Raw genomic sequence first — 23,247 nt, 5'->3', positions numbered from 1 at the left:
ACTTTTGCCGGAATGTTGACGAGCCTTTATAACAGGTACAAACCGTATTACGCGGATAACCTACGCCTTGCTATGCCTATTGTTGTTTCTCAAATAGGCCATACTCTCGTGCACCTTGCAGATAGCGTGATCGTAGGGCATTTTGCCGGTACCATTCAACTAGCAGCAGTCTCACTGGTCAATAGCCTTTTTATGTTAATCCTTGTGTTAGGGATGGGAATCGCCTACGGCCTCACTCCTTTGATCGCACAGGAAAACGGGCGTAAAAACTATGACGAATGCGGTAAATTGTTATCCAATAGTCTTATTATCAATTTCCTTATATCGCTTCTTCTTTATGGTTTTGTCCATTTGGGCACACTATTGATCATAGACCATATAGGCCAGTCTCCGGAAGTTGTTGCTTATGCAAAACCATACCTGGGTTATCTGGGCATATCCATCATCCCCCTAATGATCTTCCAGACTTTCAAACAATTTGCAGAAGGACTGGGCTTTACCAAACAGGCCATGTTTGTCTCTATATGGGGAAATGTCATCAACATCATCCTGGGAATTATATTTGTAAAAGGAATGTTCGGGATCGCCCCAATGGGTGTCAAAGGTGTCGGCCTCAGTACGCTAATAGACCGCACCTTAATGGCCATAGCCATGTCCGTTTATGTCATGCGCTCCAAATACTTTAAAATTTACATAGAGAAATTCAGAATTGGCTTTATTGATAAAGTAAGGGCGTTTAAAATCGCAAAGATTGGAGCACCTGTGGCTTTACAGTATTCTTTTGAAATCAGTGCCTTCAGTGGTGCTGCGATTCTCATCGGAACTATAGGCGCTGTAGAACAGGCCGCTCACCAGGTTGCCATAAACCTCGCCGCAGTCACCTATATGATGGCCAGCGGAATTGCATCTGCCGCAACCATCAAGACCGGAAATAACTTTGGCAAAAGCAACTTTACCGACCTTAGACGTTCGGCAATAGCCAGTTATCATGTCATATTGGTCTTCATGAGTACTACTGCCCTCTTTTTCATTTTAGCCAATACCGTATTGCCTTATATCTACACCGAAGATATCGCAGTGATCAATATCGCTGCACAGCTACTTATTATCGCGGGCTTCTTTCAACTGTTCGATGGTACCCAAGTGGTCGGATTAGGCGTACTCAGAGGTATCGGCGATGTAAACATCCCTACGATCATTACCTTCATCGCCTACTGGGTTGTTGGAATACCACTGGGTTATTTGCTAGGCATTACACTCGAACTTGGGGTAAACGGAATTTGGTACGGACTTACCTTCGGATTACTTACCGCCTCTATCCTACTATTCTTCAGGTTCCAAAACAAGACCAGATTACTAGCTAAATAGCACAATATCAGCACGCCACTATTTTAATACTACTAAATCAATAGATTTTATGCCTTGAAATTTTGTTTATTGAAAAAGTTGCCTTAATATTGTCGACTAATTCGATAGATATTCTATTACAGCATGAGCATTCAGGACAATCAAGCAAGAATCACACTAAATGGTAAAACACAAGAGAGAAAATGGAAAAGAATCGCCTATCTCTGCCTCATTATTCTTGCAGCATTATTCATAGGCTTCGCGGTTTACACCTATATCAGTTATGAATCGGTAGTTACCTTTGCACAGGATACCTATGCCCAGATGGATGAAAAGTTCTTTTGGATGCTGCTGGTTGGTTTCTTCGCCCAGCTTGTTGATGGTGCGTTGGGCATGGGCTATGGTGTAGTATCTACTACGCTGCTGTTATCCGGCGGACTAAATCCTGCAGTCATTTCTGGAAGCATCCATACTGCCGAGATGTTTTCAAGCGGAGCTTCGGGTTTCAGTCACTACCGTTTCGGCAACGTAAACAAAAAGCTTTTCAAAACTTTACTGGTCCCCGGTGTCCTTGGCGCTATAGCCGGAGCTATTTTATTGGGTTATGCGGGAGATGCGTTCTCCACCTACATTAGACCGGTAATCTCTATTTATACATTATTGCTAGGCATTAGGATCCTAACCAATGCCTTCAAGGAAAAGCAAAAGCCACAGAAAGTAAAACGTGCAGGATGGCTTGCAGGTGCCGGAGGCTTTCTGGATTCATTCGGCGGTGGCGGATGGGGACCATTGGTAACCTCAACATTGATTTCTAAAGGGCGTACACCAAAATATGTGATTGGCTCGGTCAGTTTAACTGAGTTTTTTGTCACCATGGCCAGCGCAGTTACCTTCTTTTTTATCCTCGGGGTTAGCCACTGGCAGTCCATATTAGGTCTCATTGCAGGTGGAGTCATCGCTGCCCCTATTGCGGCCCGTTTAGTTGGAAAACTACCCATCAAAAAGATGTTTATCGGAGTGTCAATTATTGTCATCATATCTAGCTTACGTATTATCTGGATGTCAGTGACAAAACTATTGTAGAAAATGATAAATTTGCCAGTGGTAACGCTAATGGCAAATCTATCTCTAAAACAACAAATCTCCAATAACTTCAGTAACTACAAGTGGTTCCTTCACCTATTGTTCTGGCTTTCCATTTCAGGCATCTCCATATTTCAAATGTTCAATACAGGTATGTTCAAGCTTACCGGGACACCTGCAGATTTCATACCTTACCTCTCCTTTATTTTTAAGCTTATTACCGCTCTATTGGCATGTTATGGCTTTCAGTTTATGGTGATGCCTGTTTACAGGCGGAGTAAGTCTCTTTTTTGGGTATTGATATTTTTGCTGCTGATCTTTATATTTTTGCTGCAGGTAGTGCTGATCAAATTACTATACCTCGGTCTAAGCAATCAGCCGACAGCTGTCAGCGCAAGCTTCATCTCCATAATATCTGCCAACCTGCCACGCTACATGCTGGTCTTTTTCTTTTTTGTATCGCTTTATTATTTTGTAGACATACATGATCAGCAAAAAGAAATACAAAAGCTGGCCAGGTTCAAAACACAAAAGATTGCTTTAGAAAGCAGCTTTCTCAAATCACAGGTCAATCCCCATTTTCTTTTCAACACCCTCAATAACATCTATGCGTTAAGTTTGAAAAAATCAGACCAGACGCAGATTGTTATAGAGCGTTTAGAATCTCTGCTTAAATACATGCTTTATGAATGTAAAGCTGATCTGGTACCGCTGGATAATGAGTTTACGTTTACCAACAGTTACATTGCCCTCGAAAAACTGAGGCATAAAGAAGAAGAATGCAAAGTAACCGTTCAGATCACAGGCGATACCACCAATAAAAAAATCGCTCCCTTATTGCTGATCAATTTCCTGGAGAATGCCTTTAAACATGGAACAAAATCAAGTTTTGGAAAGTCATGGATCAATATGGACGTCAATATCAGTCCCAGGTTTATACATTTCAGATTACAAAATAGCAAACCTTTCCGGCCGAGCGGACAAGCAATTACTGAATACAAAGGGGGCATTGGACTAAAGAATGTACAAAGAAGGTTAGAGATTCTATACCCGGACAGGCACAGACTGAACATCAACAATTTAAAAGATCGTTTTGAAATAGATCTGCTGATTAATTTTTAGATGAATGACAGATATTGTACAAATAGAGATCAATAAAAAAAACCGCTGGGTGTACTTTACACGGTACCGCTGGGTAGCGCATGTCATTTATTGGCTATGGGTTTTGATAGTTGGCACCATCCTCGCGGTAAAAGAGCCGATTACACCGTCAGTTATTTTGCACAATTTTTTCCTGGACAATTTGCTTATTGCAGTATTTTATTATACTTACTGCCTATATCTCATACCTTATTTTTTCAAAAGGAATAAGAACATTCTATTCTGGTCGCTGGTCATCTTTCTCTACCTCAGCATTACCGCGATCGATGTGTATTATCACGATGCCTTTGTAAAGGACAGCTTTAAAAATCCTTTTCTCAGTGAACATGCCGGATTTCTTGAAAAGTACATCGCCAACCTCGCTGGTTATCTGCTCAATTTTGTGGTTTTTGTAATCATGTTGCTGTTTATGGAAAAAAATGAAGAAAACCACACCTTTCTGGAACTAGAAAAAGAGAAAAAAGAAATAGAAAAGGTAAAACTAGACTTACTGAAAACCAACATTAGTCCGGATTTCCTGATGCGCTCACTAGCACAACTTAAACAATCTGCTGCCGAACAGGAAAATACAACTCCTGATGCCATCCTTACTTTCTCTGATCTGCTGCGTTATAGACTGTACCGTGGCAGGCAGCAAAATGCACCTTTAACAGAGGAAGTACTGGCTCTGCAAAGTTTTATTCATTTCATTGCCCTTAATCATTTCGACAATAACCTGACCATTCAGCTGAATATCCAGGGCAATACCGAACACAAAACAATAGCCCCATTGTCGCTGATCAATATCATAGAACCCTTCTGTAAGGCAAAACCCAAAAAAGCGGTTACGCTGGAAATGATCATGCTGATTGAAGATGACCATTTACTGCTTGAAATGCATTACAGTACAAATGCTGATGAGGCACTGGTTGATGACCTCAACGACTATGGAACGAATTACAAGCAGCTCTATGGCGACAATGTAAGGTTTGAGTTCGAAAATTGTGAGGATGAACGTTGCACGATCAGCCTCACACTACCTATTTCGTAATCCTTGCTTTTACACCAAATGTAAACCAAGAACCCGGCATAGGCACCGCTCCCGCTTCAATATATTGAACATCAAACAGATTTGCTCCCTCAGCATAAATACTATAAATGCGTTGATTAAAGGCCAGTCGGGCATCCATGGTCATATAATCCTTATAATTGATCCGCTCATTATAGCGGGTAGTTACTGTTAGCGATACCTGCTTATATAAATCAGCGCTTACAGTAGTGCTCAATTGATTCCTTAAACTTTCCAGTGCATAACGTGAAAAAACCGCCGCAGGCAAAGTTTTTTTAAAGCTTGGGTCAAGATTTGTATAAGAAGCACCTAGTCTCAATCCGCTCAGAACGTCACCATCATCCGTTTTCAGTGCATAATCACCACTTAAAGTAAATCCTTTGGTATTTACCTGGCTGAAATTCTGTGGTTGCCATGGATTCGTTTGTACCTCTTTTACCCAGTCGATAAAATTGTCAATTCTTCTTACGAAATAACTTGCATTAAGGGCCAGACGGTCATCATTGTATTTCAAACCACCCTCTGCGTATTTCGATTTTTCGGGCTTCAACTGGTCATTGCCAATATTCGTAGGTCCTTTATAATATAAATCTGTATAAGTAGGCAGACGCTGTCCTGTACCTACATTTGCAAATACCCGCCAGTTGCCATAAAAGTTATAACCTGCATCCAGACCAGGAAAAGCCTGCCAGCCATAGTCAGAATTGTAATTGGTATAAGCACCAGCGTTGACTAGTAAACCTAGAACAGGCTCAAACTTAAATTCTCCAAAAATACCGGCATTGTTACGGTTCCTCTTACCCAGATTGGTACTGTTTATCCGCTCAGTTCTGGCTTCCAATCCCAGTCCAAAAGTACCGATGCTCGTCTGGATCGTATTATTTAGCTCTGCATCAAATACATTGGTTTGGTGATGGTTATGAAATTTATCAGGAGTCTGCTTGATGTATAGATAATCGTCCACATTATTCCTGTAACTGATCCTGGGTACTATTGTCCAGTTTTCAGCCAGCTTAGTGGTGTAAGAAACAGCCGCCAAAGCAGTCTTCACGGTTTCTTCGGACTCCTTATCACCCGGAGATGAATAGAACCCATTTGCTCCGAAATTATTATGGGTATAGCCTCCAAGTACATCAATTACGTCAGTCTTTCCTACCGCGTATTTTCCCTGGTAATATACTTTTTGATTGTTAAAGGCAGTGTTGTAACGATACCCATTACCAGATTCCTGTCCGGCAGATAGTGAATGACTAGAGCCATTCAATACCAATGTCCCACCTGCACGAACACCATAATTGTAGTAAGTATCACCTGAAACATTATCCTTAAAACTACTTCCCGCAAAAACATTAGCAGAAACACCAGTTTGCTGCGCAGTTCTGGTTACAATATTGATTGCCCCTGTAAGAGCATTGATACCGTATATCCTTGATGCCGAGCCACGTAAAACTTCTATATGATCAATGTCATCAATAGCAATGGGCAGGTTCATCATGTTGTGTCCCGTTTGCGGATCAGAAACTTTAATACCATTTATCAATACCAGAGATTGATCAAACGTTCCTCCATCAATGCTGATATCGGCCTGTAAACCACCTGGGCCACGCTGGCGAACGTCCACACCCGAAACATAGCTCAATAGTTCACTTACAGACCTGGCTGGCAAACTCTTGATCTTTTCCCGGTCTATGATCCAAACATTTCTATTCTGCTTAGAAAAAGGTAATTGCAATCTATTTTCCTTTACAATTACTTCATTAAGTTTTTTAACAGTATCCTGTTGCGTTGCCTGTTGAGCATGTGCTAAAGAAGGCTGAGCGACATTCAGCCCTATTGTGCTTCCTATAAATACTGCAGGAAGCATAAATTTATTAAAGTGCATCTTTATCTGATTTTCGAGCGGCAAAGATAATCCCTTTATAAATTCAGCGGTAACTTCTTACACTAAATATTAAATCAACCTAAATGCCTTTAAAAACCTCTGATAAAATCTCATAAGATCTTAGTCTGGCAAAGTGATCAAAAATGTGTGCTGAGGCCATGATCTCATCTACCCCACACTGATCCAGAAATTGTTGCAGGTCGTGTTTTACGGTCTCTTTACTACCCACAAAAGTACAGGCCAGCATCTGTTTTACCTGCTCCTCTTCATAATCGGTCCACACCAGGTCCATATTGTCTACCGGCGGCTGCAAAAGCTGGCGCTTTCCTGAAATTACTCCTTTAAACATTTGATACAAAGAGGTAGCCAGCTTATTGGCCTCTGCATCAGTGTCGGCAGCTACCACATTTACACAGGCCAGAACGTAGGGTTCTTTTAAATGTTCAGATGGCTTAAAACGCTCGCGGTATATCTTTATGGCGGTCAGGAACTGCGCGGGTGCAAAGTGACTTGCGAAAGCATATGGTAATCCCAGTGCAGCAGCGAGGTGTGCACTATCGGTACTTGATCCCAATATCCAGATCGGGATATCTAAACCTTCACCCGGAATTGCCCTTACGCTACTTGTACTGTTTTCTGAAGAAAAATAGGCCTGCAACTTCAGTACATCCTGCGGAAAACTCTGTGCCGCCTGGAAACGCTGCTCACCTCTAATCGCAATAGCAGTTACCTGATCAGTTCCTGGTGCTCTTCCCAAACCCAGGTCTATACGTCCTGGATACAAAGATTCTAGTGTACCAAACTGTTCGGCAATGACTAATGGAGAATGATTTGGAAGCATGATACCTCCTGAACCCACTCTTATCGTTTTGGTAGCACCGGCTATATGTCCAATGACTACAGAAGTCGCAGAACTTGCTACACTGATCATATTGTGATGTTCTGCGAGCCAATACCTTGTATACCCCAAATCTTCTACGTGTCTGGCCAGATCGGCACTCTTTTTAAAAGTATCAGCTGGTGTTTTACCTTGTATTACGGTCGCTAAATCTAAAACTGAATATGGCGTACTAGTGAGTGATTTCTTCATGTAAATTACTATTGATGCAAAATTACACCCTATTCTTATCAATTTCGGATGATGAATAGCGATATGACTTTCAATCTACAGTGAAAGTACGTTCGTATTACAATTCCACTTTCTAAAATACATGTTGCACATTCCTTGCAGACTGCTTCGGGCTTCCTTCGCAAAAAGGTACCCCTTTTGCGAAGGAATCTACCATCAGTCTATAACCAGTGTGCTATCAGGGCCATACCTAATTACTTGTGTTCTACTTTGTAAATCGTAGTCTGACTATAAGTTTCGCCCGGTCTCAACACTGTACTTGGAAATGATGGAATATTGATCCCATTTGGATGATGCTGTGTCTCCACGCAGAAAGCACTATAAGGCTCATAATTACGACCTCCTTTACCATGTTTCAGGTCAAGATACTTAGCAGTATAGAAATGTGCTACGGGCTCTGTGGTATATACAGAAAGTTTTAGTCCACTGGCAGACTCTGTCGTTTCAGACGCCAGGGTAAATTCACCATACTGTTTGTCAAGTACATAGGTTTGATCATAACCTTCTTCAGGATCCCAATCCTGACCTATCAATTTACCCCCAAGGAAATCATGATTGGTTCCCTCTACCGGAATTAATTTACCGGTCACCACGTAATTATCATCCTGCTCCAGGTAATTGCTGGCCGGCATCCTATGGTAATGATTTGCTATTGACCCTCCAGATGGAGATAGGTTAAAATAACTATGGTGTGTAAGATTTATTGCAGTTGCTTCATCAGTGGTCGCCTTAAAATCCAATATCAGTTCATCCTCATCGGTAAGCTTAAATGTAAGCTGAATCGTTAAATTACCGGGAAAGTTCTCCTCGCCCGCAGGACTAACATATTGCAGGGTTACGCTTGGGTCTATCGTAGACAATACATCCCAAACTCTTTTATCGTATCCTGTATCTCCTCCATGCAGACAATCGCCACCTTTGGCTTGTGAAAGCTGGTGCGTTTGTCCATCTATCGAAAATCTACCGTTCTTAATACGGTTCGCATATCTGCCTATGATAGCGCCAAAATAAGGATAGTTGGCCAGGTAATCATCACTGATGTATTGGTCAAATTCATCAAAACCCAAAACGATGTCCTGCTTTTCGCCAAGTTTATTCGTAACTATAAATTTGCTGATGATGGCTCCGTAGTTATATATTTTTACATAGGTTCCTTTTGTATTGGTCAGTTCTATACCTAATATTTCTTTGCCATCTATAACTTTACCTGTCTTAACTAGCTTTGTGTTCATTCGTGTTTATATAAAATGTAATATTTGTTCTAAATTGTATGTTAGTGTACTTTTGACATTATGGGATTCGGTTCATAATTGTATATTTAGAACCGATAGATTTCAACTAAACAATACTATCAATACTTTTAATAAAACTAAACAATAATTTAAAATATTACAATGAAAGCGGAATTAACCAATAAATTCTTAGAGAAATACGGACAAGAACCTACTGCGCATTATTTTACCCCGGGCCGTGTAAATTTAATCGGCGAACACATTGATTATAACGGAGGTTTAGTGATGCCTTGTGCGGTTACTTTAGGAACATGGTTGCTTATTGCTCCAAATAACGACAATGTAATCAGGTTTAAAAGTGTAAACTTTGAAGAGGAAGCTACTATTGAACTGAAGTCTGCTTATGAAAAGACTGGTCCGGAATGGTTTAATTATCCGCTGGGTGTTTTCAATGAGATTTTAAAGAAACATACACTGCCTACTGGATTAGATCTGTTGTTTTTCGGGAATATTCCGATTGGTTCAGGACTATCCTCTTCTGCCTCCATCGAAGTTGCAATGGCTTATGCTTTAAATGATTATTTCAATTTAGGTTATGAAAAGATTGAGATTCCCTTGCTTGCTCAGAAAGTAGAAAATGAATTTATCGGTGTAAACTGTGGCATCATGGATCAGTTTGCGGTAGCATTCGGGGAGACCGACAAAGCAATTGTACTCAACTGCGATAACCTAAAGTACAAAATAGTGGATTGTAACCTGGGAGATTATTCCCTGGCCATCATCAATACCAATAAGCCACGTAAGCTGGCTGAGTCTAAATACAATGAAAGAGTTGCTGAATGTCAGACTGCGTTAGCACAACTGAATCAGGAGATTAAGCTGCATAACTTATGCGAACTGAATGCCGAGAAGTTTGCGCTGCATAGTCATTTGATTACTGATGAAACGGTATTAAAAAGGGCTACTCACGTAATTAAAGAGAATGACAGGGTGAATCATGCTGCAAAAGCACTGAACGAAGGAAATTTAACCGAATTTGGTCGTCTGATGTATGCTTCCCACCAGTCTCTGAAAGATCTCTATGAGGTTACCGGCGCAGAATTGGATGCTGTGGTTGATTTCTGCAAAGATTATGAGCATGTAATCGGCGCAAGAATGACCGGTGCCGGTTTTGGTGGCTGCGCTATCGCCCTGCTTAAAAAAGGAAAAGAGGAAGATTTTGCGAAGCAACTGACCGATTACTATGTGGAGCGTATTGGCTATCCTGCCGCGATTTACATTAGTGAGATTGGTAATGGTTCGTCGAAGATTTAAATGGTGACATTTCTTTAAGAATTTTTATTGGTGACAGCGCTTCAAAGATTTAAATAATACCTTTGCGGACTGAAAGGCTTTTAAAAAGGTACGATCGTCATCCTTATTGACATTCGTCATCTCGAGGGAAGCGTAGCGACGAGAACCGAGCCCTTCGCGAGCTCAGCGCAGCTAGATCTCTTGAACTATACTAAATCAAGAGATCTCTCTCTGCGTTCGAGATGACGTTGAGTCGATTCAGTATAACAACCAATTTAATTATCGATTTGGATCGTAAAAACAGTAGTATTAAAACCACGCCCTCAAACAAAATGCAGAAATTAAAATTAGATGAACTCAACCGCGTAAGTGTTGCGGAATTTAAAGAACAGGAAAAGCTTCCGGTAGTTGTGGTATTGGACAATGTGCGCAGCATGCACAACATTGGATCTATATTCCGTACCAGTGACGGTTTTTCAGTTGATGGCATCTGTTTATGCGGCATTACCGCTCAGCCTCCTCACCGCGAGATCGAGAAAACGGCTTTAGGCGCTACGCAATCCGTATCATGGCAGCATTTTGAGACTACCTCTGATGCAGTGGTTTCATTGAGAAATGACGGCTACGAAATCATCGCAATAGAACAAGCTTCTGGCAGTACCATGCTCAATACTTTTCAACCAGCAAAAGACAAAAAATATGCCCTGATATTTGGGAATGAGGTAAATGGCGTGGCCGATGAGGTGATGACGCAAATAGACGAATGCATAGAAATCCCACAATTCGGTACCAAGCATTCGTTTAACATTACGATTTCTGCCGGTATAGTATTGTGGGATTTCTTTGCTAAGCTGAGGTTATAATTATTTCTTTTCTACCAGTACCAGTTCATCAATCATGGCATTACTTCCGGCCAGTGAATTCACACGCAGGATCAGTTTACCATCATTGGTGTCTTCACGCATCACGAACAGTTTTACCCATTTACCGGATTTATCGAGCTTTCCGGTAGTAAATTCTCTGCCTTCCAGCCAGATGGCAGCATCTCTTGATTCATTGTTCCAGTCGGCAAAGTGAATGTAAAGTTCTCCAATTACACCCTGTGGCGGATTAATCTCTATCTCCATAGTTTTACCAAACCATGCTGCATTGTTGTCCCAGCGCCATACTGCCTCTACTCCTTTCGCTGCATATTTTGTATCGCGGTTCAACACAGCCGCATCGGTATTTCTCCTGTAATTGTATTGTCCGCCAGCTTTAGGCACATTGCTTCCGGCTTTGATGTAAAGTAAGGCATTTTCAAATTCCGCGGGAACGGGGATTTTGCTTTCAGCTTGCTTGATGAATGGAAAAGTTTTCCTAAGTAATGCAGTATCCACTTCAACTTTTGGATTGAAGTCACTGCTGCTTGCATACTTTAATAAACTATACTTAAGTTGCTTTGCAACAGGACTTTTACTGTCAGCAATATCGTATCCACAAATCAGTAAACGGCCTTTTCCTACGCGACACTCCAACAGAGAGCCTAGCTTTTCATTGATGTGAAAATCGCTGATTGGCTGTATGATTGGCTGCATAGCTGCCGGCCAGTCGGCCAGTTTAAATGACCTGCCCCTGCTGATGGATTCCCATTGCCAGTCAGAATGTGTATCTGTAGGAAAATCGCGAAGGGATGCGTGTTTTGCATCTATAACAGATCCTAATGTGGTATTTTCCTGACCGGGAAAGAAGACGTTAGACCAAAATAAAGGTGAGAAGAATATAGGTCTGAAAGCTTCAGGTTTTCCAAGCTTTGCTGCGTAAACCAATACCGTACCGCCTTTTTCTAACGCATCCATTGTTTTATCATCGAGCATATTCGTTTCCGTAACAGACGAAATAGCTGCTGCCGGTAGCTGTGTCGGATAAACCCAAACAGACCATTCATTGCTGTATGCTGTACCAGGCAGACTCACTTTTAGCGTCAGTGATTGTGCCTGGGTTATTTTAGAAAGAGATGCTTTTATCTCTTCTATATCTTTAACCTCTCCTCTTTTTATCAAAACCGGCGCTGTGGTTCCTTGGGCGAGAATCTGCTTTTTACCATCCACAAGTTCCCATTTCACAGCATTGGTCAAATCCTTTGCACCATAATTGGTCACCTGCAGTTTGGCATTGAATGTTTCGGTATTGTCCCAAACAAAGCTTTTAAACCTGGCCAGAGGCACTACGTGGTTGTTATATTGCCTGAAAAATTCCGGTGATGTCGTTCCTTTATCGTCATAAAATGCATCAAGCCAGCCTACTAGTGCTTCACCCTGTCCCTGATAATCCTGCATGCTCAGCATTTCAAAACCCGCACAGGATGGTGTTCTGTAAAAGTTCTCAATCAATCCCTTATACAAAACCTTTTGCAAAGCTCCGCTCGCATTGTGAAAATCTACATCGCGGTTCAGCACACCATTGCTTATCGCCGACTGCCTGCATTGTTCCAGGTTCCTTGCTTTTAATACGCCGGTATATTTATTGATTTCTGACCACAATGGATATACAGGAAACTGTCCTACTTCATGCGCGATGATAGGAATAGTGCTTCTGGAGTAGTTCTTTTCCAAATCGTAATCTGTTTTGGCGCCCTGCAATCCGTAAGTTCCACCAATGCCGGGAATGTTATGTGTAACACTGAAATCATCCACGGGCATGATCTTTCTTGCAGTTGAAACAGAATATAGGCGCCTGTTATCACCGTTTTTAAGCTTTCTGACCCATTCCTGCATCACATCGAAATCTGAATTCCCAAGTTCATTACCTATGCAAAGCATGGTAAATGAAGGGTGATTTCCATAGGCATCCAATATGCGCTGTAATTCTGCCTGAACAAATTTATCAGCTGAAGGGTTTTTTCCCAATCCTTCAGGAAGTCCTTTTGTAAGCATGTCGGGCCTGTCTTTCGGCGGACTGGTCATCCACCAGTCGATCCAGATGGTCTCTGCCTGGATATATATACCCAATTTATCGGCTGCTTCAAAAGCCTCTTCCGGCGGGCACCATGAATGGAACCTCACATGATTGAGTCCGTAAGACTTATAGATCTTAAATATGCGTTCCCATTCTGCAACATCGCATGGCGGATAGCCTGTAAGTGGAAAATGTACACAGTCGAGATTACCCCGCATAAATACCGGTGCATCATTGATCATGATCTTCGAACTGGTATGGGAGATGTTTCTGAACCCGAAATCAGCTGATACAGCATCGCTATTTTGCAGTGTTGCCGATATGCGGTAACGGTTGGGCGTAAATTCATCCCACAGTTTAATAGGAAAATCAAGATTCAGGGTTTGATCCTGTTGTTGCTGGTTGGTCAACTGCAATTGCTTTTTAAATACATTTTTGCCGGTCTGTAAATCTGTAATTGCATAATTCACATTAGTTGGTGCTGCATTAGCAACTTTTAGCTTCAGTTTAACCACTTTGCTTTTAGCATCAGGATATACCTGCAAATTTTCTATTCGCGTATTTTCACGTACCTGAAGTTCTATTTTACCTACTACTCCATTCCAGATGCTCTGCGTATATTCTGTATACACGTGGCCTTTATCACCTATGTTATAGATCAGATCATTGTTGATGCGCAAAGTAAGTTTGTGCCTGCCCGGGGTTAGTTTGCCTAGTAAATGGACATGTGGTACTGCAAGTGCATCCTGGGTACCTATTGCTTTATCATCAACAAAAACCTGCGACTCCCACATCACACGCTCCAGAAACAATTGGATGTCTTTACCTTTCCATCCAGCAGGCACATTGATCTCGCGACTGTACCAGGCCGGACCAACGTATTTATAGGCCCGCGAAAGGATTCCATAATCAGGTCCTGAAGTCTTGGTTCCTTTTTGTGCCTGGTCTGTAGTGCCTGGCAGTTTTACAGCAGCATCAAATTGTTTATCTTGGTCTAAACGAAATTTCCACATTCCCTGCAAAGAGATTTGCTTCTGAGAAAAGGCACTTCCTGTGAAAAATAAAAATAGTAGTAAGCTGCTCGCAAGCTTACCTGCAACGGATCGTAAATTCATAGGCTAAAATTAATCATCAGGTATTGCGTAAAAAATGGAAAGAATAATTATTTTACTGGACAATCTTATGATTTCTAAATCATCAACCAATATGGAGAATCTTTTATTAAAAAAACTGAATTTTAAGCCCGGGTTTAAGATCTTGCTTGCTAACGAGCCAGATAACATTGCTGATCTGTTAGGTGACACTTCTTCAATTGAAATTCTCCAACAGAGAAATGAAGTGTATGATGGACTATTGGCATTTGTAAAGGATAGCGGAGAACTGGCAGAGCAATTGTCAGTCTGGGCACCAAAGATCAAAGATAAGACAGTGGTCTGGATTGCTTACCCAAAGAAAAGTTCAGGTATAGTGAGTGATCTGAAAATGGAAAAATGGAGTGAACTGGATGCTCACCATCTGACACCATGTGCTTCCGCTTCTATTGATGATACCTGGACCGGAATCAGAATCAAGCCAAAGGGCAGTGTAAAAACTTCAGGTGTAGGAAATAATGAGATCAGGAAGAATGAGTTTGCTGATTTTATAGATGTGGAGCATAAAAAAGTAACAGTACCACCAGAACTGGCCAGGTTATTTCTACAGCATCCCGAGGCTTCTGCTTTTTTTGAGTCTCTTGCTTATTCGCATAAAAAGGAATATGTATTGTGGATACTTACAGCAAAGCAGGAAGCCACCCGCGTAAACAGATTGCAGAAAACCCTGGAGATGTTATTGACGGGCAAAAAGAACCCGACTATGAAATAAGGGGCTTACACCTCAATAAAAAAAGGCTGTCCGAAAAGGTAACCTCTTCAGACAGCCTGTCAACAATATCCCTTACCTGTAAATATTAAAATCGGTAAACATAATCCTTGCTGAACCTGATCTCCACCCCGTAACCTCAAGCTTAATATAACGTGCAGTTACCGGTGCGTAAAATTTAATGTACTGGTAAGCATTGATTATAGAAAACGTCGCGGCTCCTTGTGAAACCCAGGTCACTCCATCTGCACTTGTAGATACATTTGCAGTAGTCAGGTAGTAATTGGTACTTGACGTATGAAAGCGAACGGCTGTTATCCCTGTGATGGAACCATTCATATTTACCACAAGATTCACACTTTTAGCCGGTGTAATGTACCAGCTGGTATTTGTTCCGGCGTCAAACATATTCGGTAGTGAACCAGAACTTAAGGTAGCATCAAGTGTTGCAGTCCATCCTGTTCTCACAGCATTTAATGTACCCGTTATATCAGCGGCAACCGGCGCGTCATAAAGATTGGTCTGTTTCGTACTGATCACTACGTAGACTGTGTTGGCGTTGGTACTTACCTCTGTATTTTTGGCACCATTTACAGAGGTGATCTTCAATGGAACCAAATAACCTGCCGCAGTCAGCTGAGACATTTTTTCCTTAGGCACAGCTACTTTCAGGGAATCTGTTGAATTCATTCTTCCCTGAGGAATGGTTAACTCTGCCGTACTCACATCCAGAATACCGGCAGGAACAGCAACATAATTGGTTCCTTTTTCAGCATTATAAGTCTGAATCAGGGAATTGTCTATGGCATAGGAAACCTTCACATTTTCAGCCGCTTCCTGTGTGATACGGGCGGGAAATGCTGCTTTAATGTCATCGCCAATACTCCCTATCGGTGTATGTTTAATTGAAAAGGCATAGCCATTGTAGTTTTTAACTGTATAGCTGCCTATGTTAAAATATACGCGGTTTACACTGTCTCCGTTGAAGTCAAATGTCTTTTCCTTGCTGCAGGAAACAAACATGCTGGCTGCCAGAACAAACAATGCGGTATATTTATTTCTGAAAATTATTGAGCTCTTCATCTTCTTATCTAATTTTATTGAGCACACTTATTAAAACTATCTGAATTCCATACGGTAGCCTTAGGCCATGTCATATTACGTCCATTCCCGGTGCGGTCAAAGAAAGTATTTCCTTCGCCCTCGTTCATTTTCCAATAAGCCACTAGGCCGGCAGAGGATGCATCTACACCGCAAATTCCCTCCTGAATTTCTGTTGGAGAAAGAGATCTGTCCCAGAAACGGATTTCGGCAACACGACCTAAGAAGCGCTGCGCAGTCTGATATCCCGAATAAGACATTCCAATTTCCAGTGCACCCAACTGATACACTTTGCCTGCTCCATCGAAGCCAGAGTCAAACTTGCCATTTACATACATTTTATAGGTACTGCCATCATATACACAAGATATAGTGTACCATGTTTTGGTAGCAAATTCTGTTTTGGAGAATACACTGCCTTCTGCAGATACCCATTGCAATTGATTGATTTTACTTCCCGCTTCTCCAAAACGCAAAAGGTTTGGCAGAGATTCATCAACAGGTCCCCAGTTGCTCAGACGACTGATCTGATTGCTTCCAGGGTGCCAGTCATTGATGTAGCACTTGATCTCATAAGTAAACTTCGTAATGTTATTTACCGGTTGTGTAAATGGATATGGGTAATAAAAATTAGGATTTGAGATGTCAATGGATTTGAAATCTATTACCCTGGCGACTTTCAGGTAAATGGTACGTGATGCTTCCAGAACGGACATTGAGCCGCTTACATTTTTAATGGTTACCGGAAGAATGTAAGTCCTTCCATCCACAAATTTATCTACAGACCTGATGTATACTGTAACTGCATCAGAAACATTCGTTCCTGCTTTAATCACAGCATTACTGCCTACCATTTCATAACTTCCCTTTGGCAGCACAAAATACTTGGCAGACATCTCTTCATTGTAAGCTCCTACCAGGCTGGTATCTACTTCAAAAGAGACATTAACGTCACTTTGTACTTTATCTGTTGCTGTAGCGGTAACTGCATAACTGGAAGGAACGCCTTCCACTGTAAACTTAACCAGTTTATTTTCCTGCGTTCCGGTGATCAGAATGACATCTTTAAAAGTTGTACTTTTCTGACAGGCACTAAATACCATGGTGATGGCACAAAGCATTGCAAGGAAGAATAGCCTGGAATTGTATGTTAATTTCTTCATTTTCATTTATTTTAAATTATAAAATAATGGACTTATCGTATAGCTGGATTAGCAACCTGGATACTGCGTCTTACGAAACCATAAGGTATTCCGTTGTTGTAATCCCTGTCGAAATAAAAGGCGCCAAAACCGGCTTTCTTTCCCTGTGTAGGATTCCATCTGGCCATTCCTTCCAGAGAATACATCTGAAGTCCAAATTTATTCAACGTGTTACCATCTGCCTCGGTAAATGGAGAACCTCCGTTTTCATACCAGTCGCCGAAGTTTTCTGTAACGATGAATTTATTAGGTGGACACCAGCTGCTTACCAGGTTATACCTCGTCTGCAGAAATGCTGCAGAAGATGAGGTTGTTCCCTGCGTATAAGCCTGATTTACGAGGTAATCGATGTATGGCTCTATTGTATTCGGCAGTGTATGTGTGTAATAATCCACTACAAAGTATTTACCCGAATTGGACTTAGGCCCCACAATCGCTCCGCAGTACTCTACAAGTTTACCGAAGTTGGCTGCTGTATTCAGGTAAGATCCTGAAGTAGGCTCCCAATCCAGATCTAAACCGTCGAGGTCATTGTCGAACACCATATCTGTAAGATACTTAGCATACTTTCTCAAGCCTTCATCGCTCTTTTCGAAGCCATGGTTTTCTACACTTACAATAGTAGGTACGAGCATTTTAATGCCTCTTTTTTCCATCGCCTCGCGCATTTCCTTATAGGCAATCGGATTGTAAGTAGTCAGGGAATCGTTCTGTTTTAAAGATGGAATTCCCATCCAGAGGCTGCAAAAATCAAGACTATCCGGCAAACCGGCAAAGTGTTCTCCCCATGAGGCCGACTTTTTATATTCAGCAGTTACACCTTCTTTATGCGCATAAGCTGCAAACCATCCATAAAATACCTGATGGTCTGTCTTCTTATATGCTCTTAAATTGGCATAGTATTGATCACTATATGTATATGGCTTCTGAATCTGTAAGGCTTCAGGAGTATTTTGCTTTTCGCAACTGACCGTAAAGGCGGCCAGACAGATCAGCATTAAGTTAAGTAATTTCTTTTTCATCATTTGGCAATTATAACATTGAACAAATTCTATTTTTTATCCCACCAAAGGTTTGTATTACCGTTATCAGCACCGCCCAACAGTGATATTCCACCTGAAATACCGGCAGAATTCGTTTGGTATTCGGTAGCTGGAAAAGGTATCCTACGGATTTGTTTGTCTGTAGAAATTAATCCTTTGCTATTATTCAGTACTACAGGGAACACTTTTGGATAACCGGTTCTTCTAAATTCAGACCAGGCCTCCTGTCCATCGGGGAACATCGCAATCCATTTCTGGGTGATAATACGTTCCAGGTTGAACTCAAAAGTCGAAGCCGCATCCCATTGAATGGTAATTGTGCTCAGTGCAGCAATGTTATTTCCACTATTGGCAGGATCAGCATAAGCCGCCGGTACACTTGTCGAATTGTTGATGTAAGTAGTAGCACTGCCTGCAACACCGCTTACAGCAAAGGAAGTACTGATACCTGTTTCATAAAGTGTTTTTGCGTCACTTCCCATATTCCATCCACGCAACGCTCCTTCTGCACGGAGAAAATATACTTCCGCAGGATTCATCCAAACAATGGGCGCAGTTGCCGAAACGTTAAGTTCCGAATAAGGTCCTTCAGCATAAGTAGCTTTATTGGTGATGTTTATACCATTCCTGATTCCCCTGTAAGTACCATCAGATGCCATATTAAAATACTTTGGCAATCTTGGATCACTATAACCGGATAGGAATGATTGCATATTGGCCCCCATCCTGATGTCATCAAAATTAGTATTGATGATGTAAAGCGGATGGTTATAGCTCAAATCAGCGGTATGCTGTAAAGCTGCCATGTCGCCAGCGGCTGTAAACACCCCTACCGAATGATTTACCGCAGACTCTGCTTCTAATTTTGCTTTGTTTGCATCGGCGTACACAATACGCATCGCCAAACGCAGTTTCAATGAATTGGCAAATTTGATCCAGTTACGGATATTGCCATTGTAAATGAAATCGTACTTTGCCAAAGCTGTAGCGCCAGGATTTTTCGTATTGAAATCAGTCAGGATGGTGATCGCCTCGTTCAGTTCATCAAAAAACTTGTAATAAATATCCCTTTGGCTATCGTACTTGTTTTGTAATGCACCGTTACCAAAATTGATGTATGGAAGCGGCCCATACATATCGGTAGTACGGTGCAGCGCCTCTACTTTTACAATTGTTGCCATTGCATATACCTGAGGGGTTTCCGCCTGTGCTGTTTTCTTAATCGCATTCCATGCAGGCATAATGCCTACAAATGCACGGTTAAATGCCTGTCCATACCATTGAGGGATCAGGTCATACGTGGTGTTATTCGATCCAGAATACCAGTTATTACTTGCACCCATATAACCGGAATACACATCACCGGCAAGGTTTTGCATGGTCTGGTATACCTCATCTCCGAAATCCGGTTGCTGAGCTATCGGAAATACGTTCTTTTGCATCTGAACAAAGAAAGATCCCGCTGCAAGATTGTCGCGCTGCAGCATATCTTCTGTAGCCTGGTGCGGATTGGTGTTCCATTCATCAAAGTTCTTGGTACAACCAACACTTAGCAATGCTAGCAATGCTGCGCAGACAGGTAGTTTTTTTAATGAGAAAGATTTATATATGTTCTTCATCTTCTTTTCCTTAATTATGATCAAAACCTAAACTTAACTGCGAAACCAAGGCTTCTCAGGCTGGGTTGCATGAAATAATCAACTCCCTGATAATAGGTTCCGGTATTGGCTGTAAGCTCCGGATCAAATGGCGCTTTGTTATAAAACATAAACAGGTTACGTCCAATCAAAGAAACGTTAAGCCCTTTTACCCATTTGTAGTACTTGTTTACAGGCACATCATATCCTACAGAAACTTCACCTAAACGAACGTTCGTAGCGCTGTACACATACATGGAACCTATACCTGATGTACCACCACCTACTGTCTGATAGTAAGGCTGAGCCGGAATAGAATAACCATTTACAATGGCACCGCCAGCGGCTCTCGCATCTGCTGTCACTGCTGATACACCATAAGCGTCCATAATGGCTTGTGTTACTGACACACCTACTCCACCTACTCTTGCAGTAACCAGGAAGCTTACGTCAAATCCTTTATATGCAAAACCATTTCTAAAACCAATGTTGAAGTCGGGATTTGAATTACCTGCTTTTACATACCTGTTCTGATCTGTAGCTACGGTCTGGGAAGTTGCATTTACCCAGATATAACCATGCTCATCAGTTTTAAGCGTATTTACGTAAATATCACCCATAGAACCACCCGTCGTCAAGATCATTTTATAACTTGATGTTCCACCCATATCTAAGCTGTCCAGGGAAACTGTTTCTCCTGTCTGCTGATTGGTGTAGGAAGGCAACAAGCTTTTGATCTTGTTTCTGTTCAATGAATAGACCAGGTTAGAATTCCAGGTTACCTGACCAATCTTCTGAGTCAGGGCTGCTGACACTTCAATCCCTTTATTGTCTATTTTACCTGCGTTTACAAAAAAACTGGTATAGCCTGAACTTGGTGAAAGAGATGGATTAAATAACTGATTATAAGTAGATGATTGATAAACTGTTGCATCTATCTTCAGTTTGTTCTTAAACAACATCATGTTTACACCTGCTTCATAAGATTTTGTTCTTTCAGGCTCCAGATCTGTAGCCGGCAGGAATGTACTGGTTTGCGGATATCCGTTGATCACAGGATAAGTTGCAATAGATACAAATCTCTGCGGGGCATTACCTACTTCACTATAAGACACCCGTGCTTTCAGGAATGAAAGTACATCAGATTTGATATCGAAGATCTCTGTCATAACCCCCGATAAACCTACTGAAGGATAAAAGATGGATTTCGCTTTTGTATTGGCCAATGCAGACACCCAATCATTTCTTGCGGTAAGATCCAGGTACACCATGCCTTTATAGCCACCCTGGAAATTGGCAAACAAAGCCTGGGTCTGGTCATGATAACCATTTTGCTCCAGTTTACTTTGAGAAAGGTTAATGTTGCTGTATGTAAATAGGTTCGGAACACTTTGAAGGTCACCGCCCAGACTTGAATAGTCATATTTAATGTCTTGAAGACTGGCGCCAATGTTTGCCGTTACCGAAAAATCATTGACCTGTTTATTGATGTTCAGGAGTAGGTCTGTATAAACCTGACGTGTGCTGAGGTCATATTTGTAATATGCACCTGCATCACCGGCAAATAACCCTGAGGTAGAAGCGTAATATTTTCGCTCATTCAGCGCTGTATTATTGTCCAGTTTTGCACGTCCTGTAATGTTCATCCAGGAGTTGATGTCATACTTCAATGAAGCAGCCATCTGATACCTGTTCTTGCTGTTTGTAAAGTTATTTCTTTCTGTAATCCAGTAAGGATTTTGCATTTGGAAGCCCATATCACCGTACGGCCAGTATTGAGTTTTAAAGTTGCGGGTAGCATCATAACGCTCAAATACCTGGTATTTCCTGATATCATCTCCCCTTGGGAAAAGATAAATAGGAATCAATGGGTTGAAATATTGCCCCTGAGAAAGCATATTCTGCTCTTCGAGCCTAATGTAATTCATACTCAGGTCCATATTCAGTTTATCATTCAAAAACTTGCTGGTATTACGGAATGAAAAATTGTACCTGTCAAGATTGTTGTTGTGAATGATTCCATTGCCATTTACTGCCGCCATAGAGAAATAGGTTTGGTTCTTTTCATTACCGGTAGACAAGCTCAACGTAGTCGTTGAGTTCACTCCCGTCTGGAAGAAATCTTTTGGATCATAAGTACTCGGTGTTTTCAGCTTTTCACCCCAGCTGTAATAGCTTCCGACTTCCGAGCCATAAGTATTCTGAAAATCAGGCATTACAAATGGCGACTGAAATGTAGAATTGTTAGATGCTGTAATGGAAAAACTATCCTTTGAACCTTTTTTTGTTGTGATCATGATCACCCCATTTGCAGCATCACTTCCGTATAGGGCTGCCGCTGAAGGACCACTTAGTACAGAAATGGTTTCTATGTCATCAGGGTTGATGTTTGAAGCACCATCACCGGATTGTCCGGCACCCGAAAACACATCACCAGGCTGCGCGACAGACAACTGAGGCATAGGAATACCATCAATCACATATAGTGCATTGTTATTTCCTGAGATCGATTTCGTACCGCGAAGCACTACCCTTGCACCACCGCCAAGACCAGAAGAACTGCTATTGATGGTTACACCCGCCACTTTACCGGCAAGACTGTTTACAAAATTGGCATCCTTTACTTTATTTACTTCGTTGCCACTGATCTCCTGAACATTGTAGGACAATGATTTCAGTTCTTTTTTAATACCCAATGCAGTTACCACTACTCCGCTAAGCTCATTTGACGCTTCTTTGAGCACCACATTCAGGCTGCTTTGGTTTGCGATAGTAATCTCAGCAGAAGTAAAACCTAAAAAGGATATCACGACCACATCACCTGGATTTGCATCGATGACAAAAGTACCGTCATCCTGGGATACCACTCCTTTTGTGCTGTCTTTAATCCTGATAGAGGCTCCTGGAATAGGCTTACCAGCTTCATCCACTACCTTTCCAGGGATATTTTTCCTTTGTTTTGGTTGGTTAACCGGCTGTTGCACTACCGTTTTTTCCTTTTCTCTGATAACAATTGTCTTGTTTTCAATTGTATAGGTCAGCGGAAAATCTTTTAAACATTTTGTAAGTGCTTCTTCTACCGGGACATTATTTAACTGAACATCCTGCAAACGGTCAGTTTTAATTTGTTTGGCAGACCACAGGATATTATATCCTGTTTGTTTATTGATGGCATTAAATATCTGTTTGAGGCTGGCTGATTTTTGATTCAGCGTAATTCTTTGTGCAAATCCAGCAGCACTTACCTGCATCAACGTCGCGAAAATTAAAATGGCGGTAATTTTCATAATAA

16 protein-coding genes are annotated in these 23,247 nt (G+C 41.5%); 7 read left to right on the top strand and 9 right to left on the bottom strand.

Annotation, left to right across the window (positions count from 1 at the left end; translation table 11 throughout):
* Window positions 1–12: 12 nt before the first annotated feature.
* The 4 genes from R2Q78_RS01970 to R2Q78_RS01955 all read left to right on the top strand — a co-directional run bounded on the left by R2Q78_RS01970 (window position 13) and on the right by R2Q78_RS01955 (window position 4,621).
* Window positions 13–1,368, top strand: a complete 1,356-nt coding sequence (locus R2Q78_RS01970) for an MATE family efflux transporter (RefSeq protein ID WP_316788384.1) — start codon at window positions 13–15, stop codon at window positions 1,366–1,368.
* Window positions 1,369–1,491: 123 nt separating this feature from the next.
* Window positions 1,492–2,430 carry a sulfite exporter TauE/SafE family protein gene (locus R2Q78_RS01965; protein ID WP_316788382.1) on the top strand — a complete coding sequence of 313 codons (939 nt, stop codon included), beginning with the start codon at window positions 1,492–1,494 and terminating at the stop codon, window positions 2,428–2,430.
* 3 nt (window positions 2,431–2,433) lie between these two features.
* Window positions 2,434–3,552 carry a sensor histidine kinase gene (locus R2Q78_RS01960; protein WP_316788380.1) on the top strand — a complete coding sequence of 373 codons (1,119 nt, stop codon included), beginning with the start codon at window positions 2,434–2,436 and terminating at the stop codon, window positions 3,550–3,552.
* Between the two features lie 4 nt (window positions 3,553–3,556).
* Complete coding sequence (locus R2Q78_RS01955) at window positions 3,557–4,621, top strand: histidine kinase (RefSeq protein WP_316788378.1); 1,065 nt, start codon at window positions 3,557–3,559, stop codon at window positions 4,619–4,621.
* Here the strand turns inward: R2Q78_RS01955 and R2Q78_RS01950 are convergent.
* The 3 genes from R2Q78_RS01950 to R2Q78_RS01940 all read right to left on the bottom strand — a co-directional run bounded on the left by R2Q78_RS01950 (window position 4,611) and on the right by R2Q78_RS01940 (window position 8,882).
* On the bottom strand, window positions 4,611–6,521 hold the full coding sequence (locus tag R2Q78_RS01950) for a TonB-dependent receptor plug domain-containing protein (RefSeq protein WP_316788376.1): 1,911 nt from the start codon (window positions 6,519–6,521) through the stop codon (window positions 4,611–4,613). The genes R2Q78_RS01955 and R2Q78_RS01950 overlap by 11 nt on opposite strands.
* Before the next feature lie 79 nt (window positions 6,522–6,600).
* Window positions 6,601–7,611 (bottom strand): LLM class flavin-dependent oxidoreductase, encoded by a 1,011-nt coding sequence (locus R2Q78_RS01945; RefSeq protein WP_316788374.1) that lies wholly within the window; start codon window positions 7,609–7,611, stop codon window positions 6,601–6,603.
* A gap of 233 nt (window positions 7,612–7,844) precedes the next feature.
* A complete protein-coding gene (locus R2Q78_RS01940) occupies window positions 7,845–8,882 on the bottom strand; it encodes an aldose epimerase family protein (protein ID WP_316788372.1) in 1,038 nt (345 codons plus the stop codon).
* A gap of 162 nt (window positions 8,883–9,044) precedes the next feature.
* Between R2Q78_RS01940 and R2Q78_RS01935 the strand changes: the two genes are divergently transcribed.
* Window positions 9,045–10,196 (top strand): galactokinase, encoded by a 1,152-nt coding sequence (locus R2Q78_RS01935; RefSeq protein ID WP_316788371.1) that lies wholly within the window; start codon window positions 9,045–9,047, stop codon window positions 10,194–10,196.
* 311 nt (window positions 10,197–10,507) lie between these two features.
* Window positions 10,508–11,038 (top strand): RNA methyltransferase, encoded by a 531-nt coding sequence (locus tag R2Q78_RS01930; RefSeq protein WP_316788370.1) that lies wholly within the window; start codon window positions 10,508–10,510, stop codon window positions 11,036–11,038.
* Here R2Q78_RS01930 and R2Q78_RS01925 read toward each other — a convergent pair whose 3' ends face one another.
* Window positions 11,039–14,227 carry a glycoside hydrolase family 2 TIM barrel-domain containing protein gene (locus R2Q78_RS01925; protein ID WP_316788368.1) on the bottom strand — a complete coding sequence of 1,063 codons (3,189 nt, stop codon included), beginning with the start codon at window positions 14,225–14,227 and terminating at the stop codon, window positions 11,039–11,041.
* Between the two features lie 34 nt (window positions 14,228–14,261).
* Here R2Q78_RS01925 and R2Q78_RS01920 point away from each other — a divergent pair, with 34 nt between their 5' ends.
* Window positions 14,262–14,975, top strand: a complete 714-nt coding sequence (locus tag R2Q78_RS01920) for a YdeI/OmpD-associated family protein (protein ID WP_316788366.1) — start codon at window positions 14,262–14,264, stop codon at window positions 14,973–14,975.
* Between the two features lie 72 nt (window positions 14,976–15,047).
* Here R2Q78_RS01920 and R2Q78_RS01915 read toward each other — a convergent pair whose 3' ends face one another.
* Genes R2Q78_RS01915 through R2Q78_RS01895 form a run of 5 tightly spaced genes read right to left on the bottom strand, consistent with a single transcriptional unit; the run spans window position 15,048 to window position 23,242 of the window.
* Entirely contained in the window at window positions 15,048–16,055 is a 1,008-nt protein-coding gene (locus tag R2Q78_RS01915; protein ID WP_316788364.1) for a BT_3987 domain-containing protein, read from the bottom strand.
* Window positions 16,056–16,069: 14 nt separating this feature from the next.
* Entirely contained in the window at window positions 16,070–17,236 is a 1,167-nt protein-coding gene (locus R2Q78_RS01910; protein ID WP_316788362.1) for a BT_3987 domain-containing protein, read from the bottom strand.
* A 32-nt stretch (window positions 17,237–17,268) separates the two neighbouring features.
* Window positions 17,269–18,300: a glycoside hydrolase family 18 gene (locus tag R2Q78_RS01905; RefSeq protein WP_316788360.1), complete on the bottom strand. Its 1,032-nt coding sequence runs from the start codon at window positions 18,298–18,300 to the stop codon at window positions 17,269–17,271.
* Between the two features lie 26 nt (window positions 18,301–18,326).
* Window positions 18,327–19,937 carry a RagB/SusD family nutrient uptake outer membrane protein gene (locus R2Q78_RS01900; RefSeq protein ID WP_316788358.1) on the bottom strand — a complete coding sequence of 537 codons (1,611 nt, stop codon included), beginning with the start codon at window positions 19,935–19,937 and terminating at the stop codon, window positions 18,327–18,329.
* 20 nt (window positions 19,938–19,957) lie between these two features.
* Window positions 19,958–23,242: a SusC/RagA family TonB-linked outer membrane protein gene (locus tag R2Q78_RS01895; protein ID WP_316788356.1), complete on the bottom strand. Its 3,285-nt coding sequence runs from the start codon at window positions 23,240–23,242 to the stop codon at window positions 19,958–19,960.
* Between the last annotated feature and the right edge of the window lie 5 nt (window positions 23,243–23,247).

This window comes from Pedobacter frigoris (assembly GCF_032678645.1).
In the GTDB taxonomy this organism is placed as follows: Bacteria; Bacteroidota; Bacteroidia; order Sphingobacteriales; family Sphingobacteriaceae; genus Pedobacter; species Pedobacter frigoris_A.
The sequence above is the reverse complement of the archived record's forward strand: the minus strand, read 5'-3'. Positions and strand labels throughout refer to the sequence as shown.

What these genes read in the sequence shown, in the direction of transcription:
- R2Q78_RS01970 (WP_316788384.1), top strand. Translation starts at nt 13, where the DNA reads ATGTTGACGAGCCTTTATAACAGGTACAAACCGTATTACGCGGATAAC.
- R2Q78_RS01965 (WP_316788382.1), top strand. Translation starts at nt 1,492, where the DNA reads ATGAGCATTCAGGACAATCAAGCAAGAATCACACTAAATGGTAAAACA.
- R2Q78_RS01960 (WP_316788380.1), top strand. Translation starts at nt 2,434, where the DNA reads ATGATAAATTTGCCAGTGGTAACGCTAATGGCAAATCTATCTCTAAAA.
- R2Q78_RS01955 (WP_316788378.1), top strand. Translation starts at nt 3,557, where the DNA reads ATGACAGATATTGTACAAATAGAGATCAATAAAAAAAACCGCTGGGTG.
- R2Q78_RS01950 (WP_316788376.1), bottom strand. Translation starts at nt 6,521, where the DNA reads ATGCACTTTAATAAATTTATGCTTCCTGCAGTATTTATAGGAAGCACA.
- R2Q78_RS01945 (WP_316788374.1), bottom strand. Translation starts at nt 7,611, where the DNA reads ATGAAGAAATCACTCACTAGTACGCCATATTCAGTTTTAGATTTAGCG.
- R2Q78_RS01940 (WP_316788372.1), bottom strand. Translation starts at nt 8,882, where the DNA reads ATGAACACAAAGCTAGTTAAGACAGGTAAAGTTATAGATGGCAAAGAA.
- R2Q78_RS01935 (WP_316788371.1), top strand. Translation starts at nt 9,045, where the DNA reads ATGAAAGCGGAATTAACCAATAAATTCTTAGAGAAATACGGACAAGAA.
- R2Q78_RS01930 (WP_316788370.1), top strand. Translation starts at nt 10,508, where the DNA reads ATGCAGAAATTAAAATTAGATGAACTCAACCGCGTAAGTGTTGCGGAA.
- R2Q78_RS01925 (WP_316788368.1), bottom strand. Translation starts at nt 14,227, where the DNA reads ATGAATTTACGATCCGTTGCAGGTAAGCTTGCGAGCAGCTTACTACTA.
- R2Q78_RS01920 (WP_316788366.1), top strand. Translation starts at nt 14,262, where the DNA reads ATGGAAAGAATAATTATTTTACTGGACAATCTTATGATTTCTAAATCA.
- R2Q78_RS01915 (WP_316788364.1), bottom strand. Translation starts at nt 16,055, where the DNA reads ATGAAGAGCTCAATAATTTTCAGAAATAAATATACCGCATTGTTTGTT.
- R2Q78_RS01910 (WP_316788362.1), bottom strand. Translation starts at nt 17,236, where the DNA reads ATGAAGAAATTAACATACAATTCCAGGCTATTCTTCCTTGCAATGCTT.
- R2Q78_RS01905 (WP_316788360.1), bottom strand. Translation starts at nt 18,300, where the DNA reads ATGATGAAAAAGAAATTACTTAACTTAATGCTGATCTGTCTGGCCGCC.
- R2Q78_RS01900 (WP_316788358.1), bottom strand. Translation starts at nt 19,937, where the DNA reads ATGAAGAACATATATAAATCTTTCTCATTAAAAAAACTACCTGTCTGC.
- R2Q78_RS01895 (WP_316788356.1), bottom strand. Translation starts at nt 23,242, where the DNA reads ATGAAAATTACCGCCATTTTAATTTTCGCGACGTTGATGCAGGTAAGT.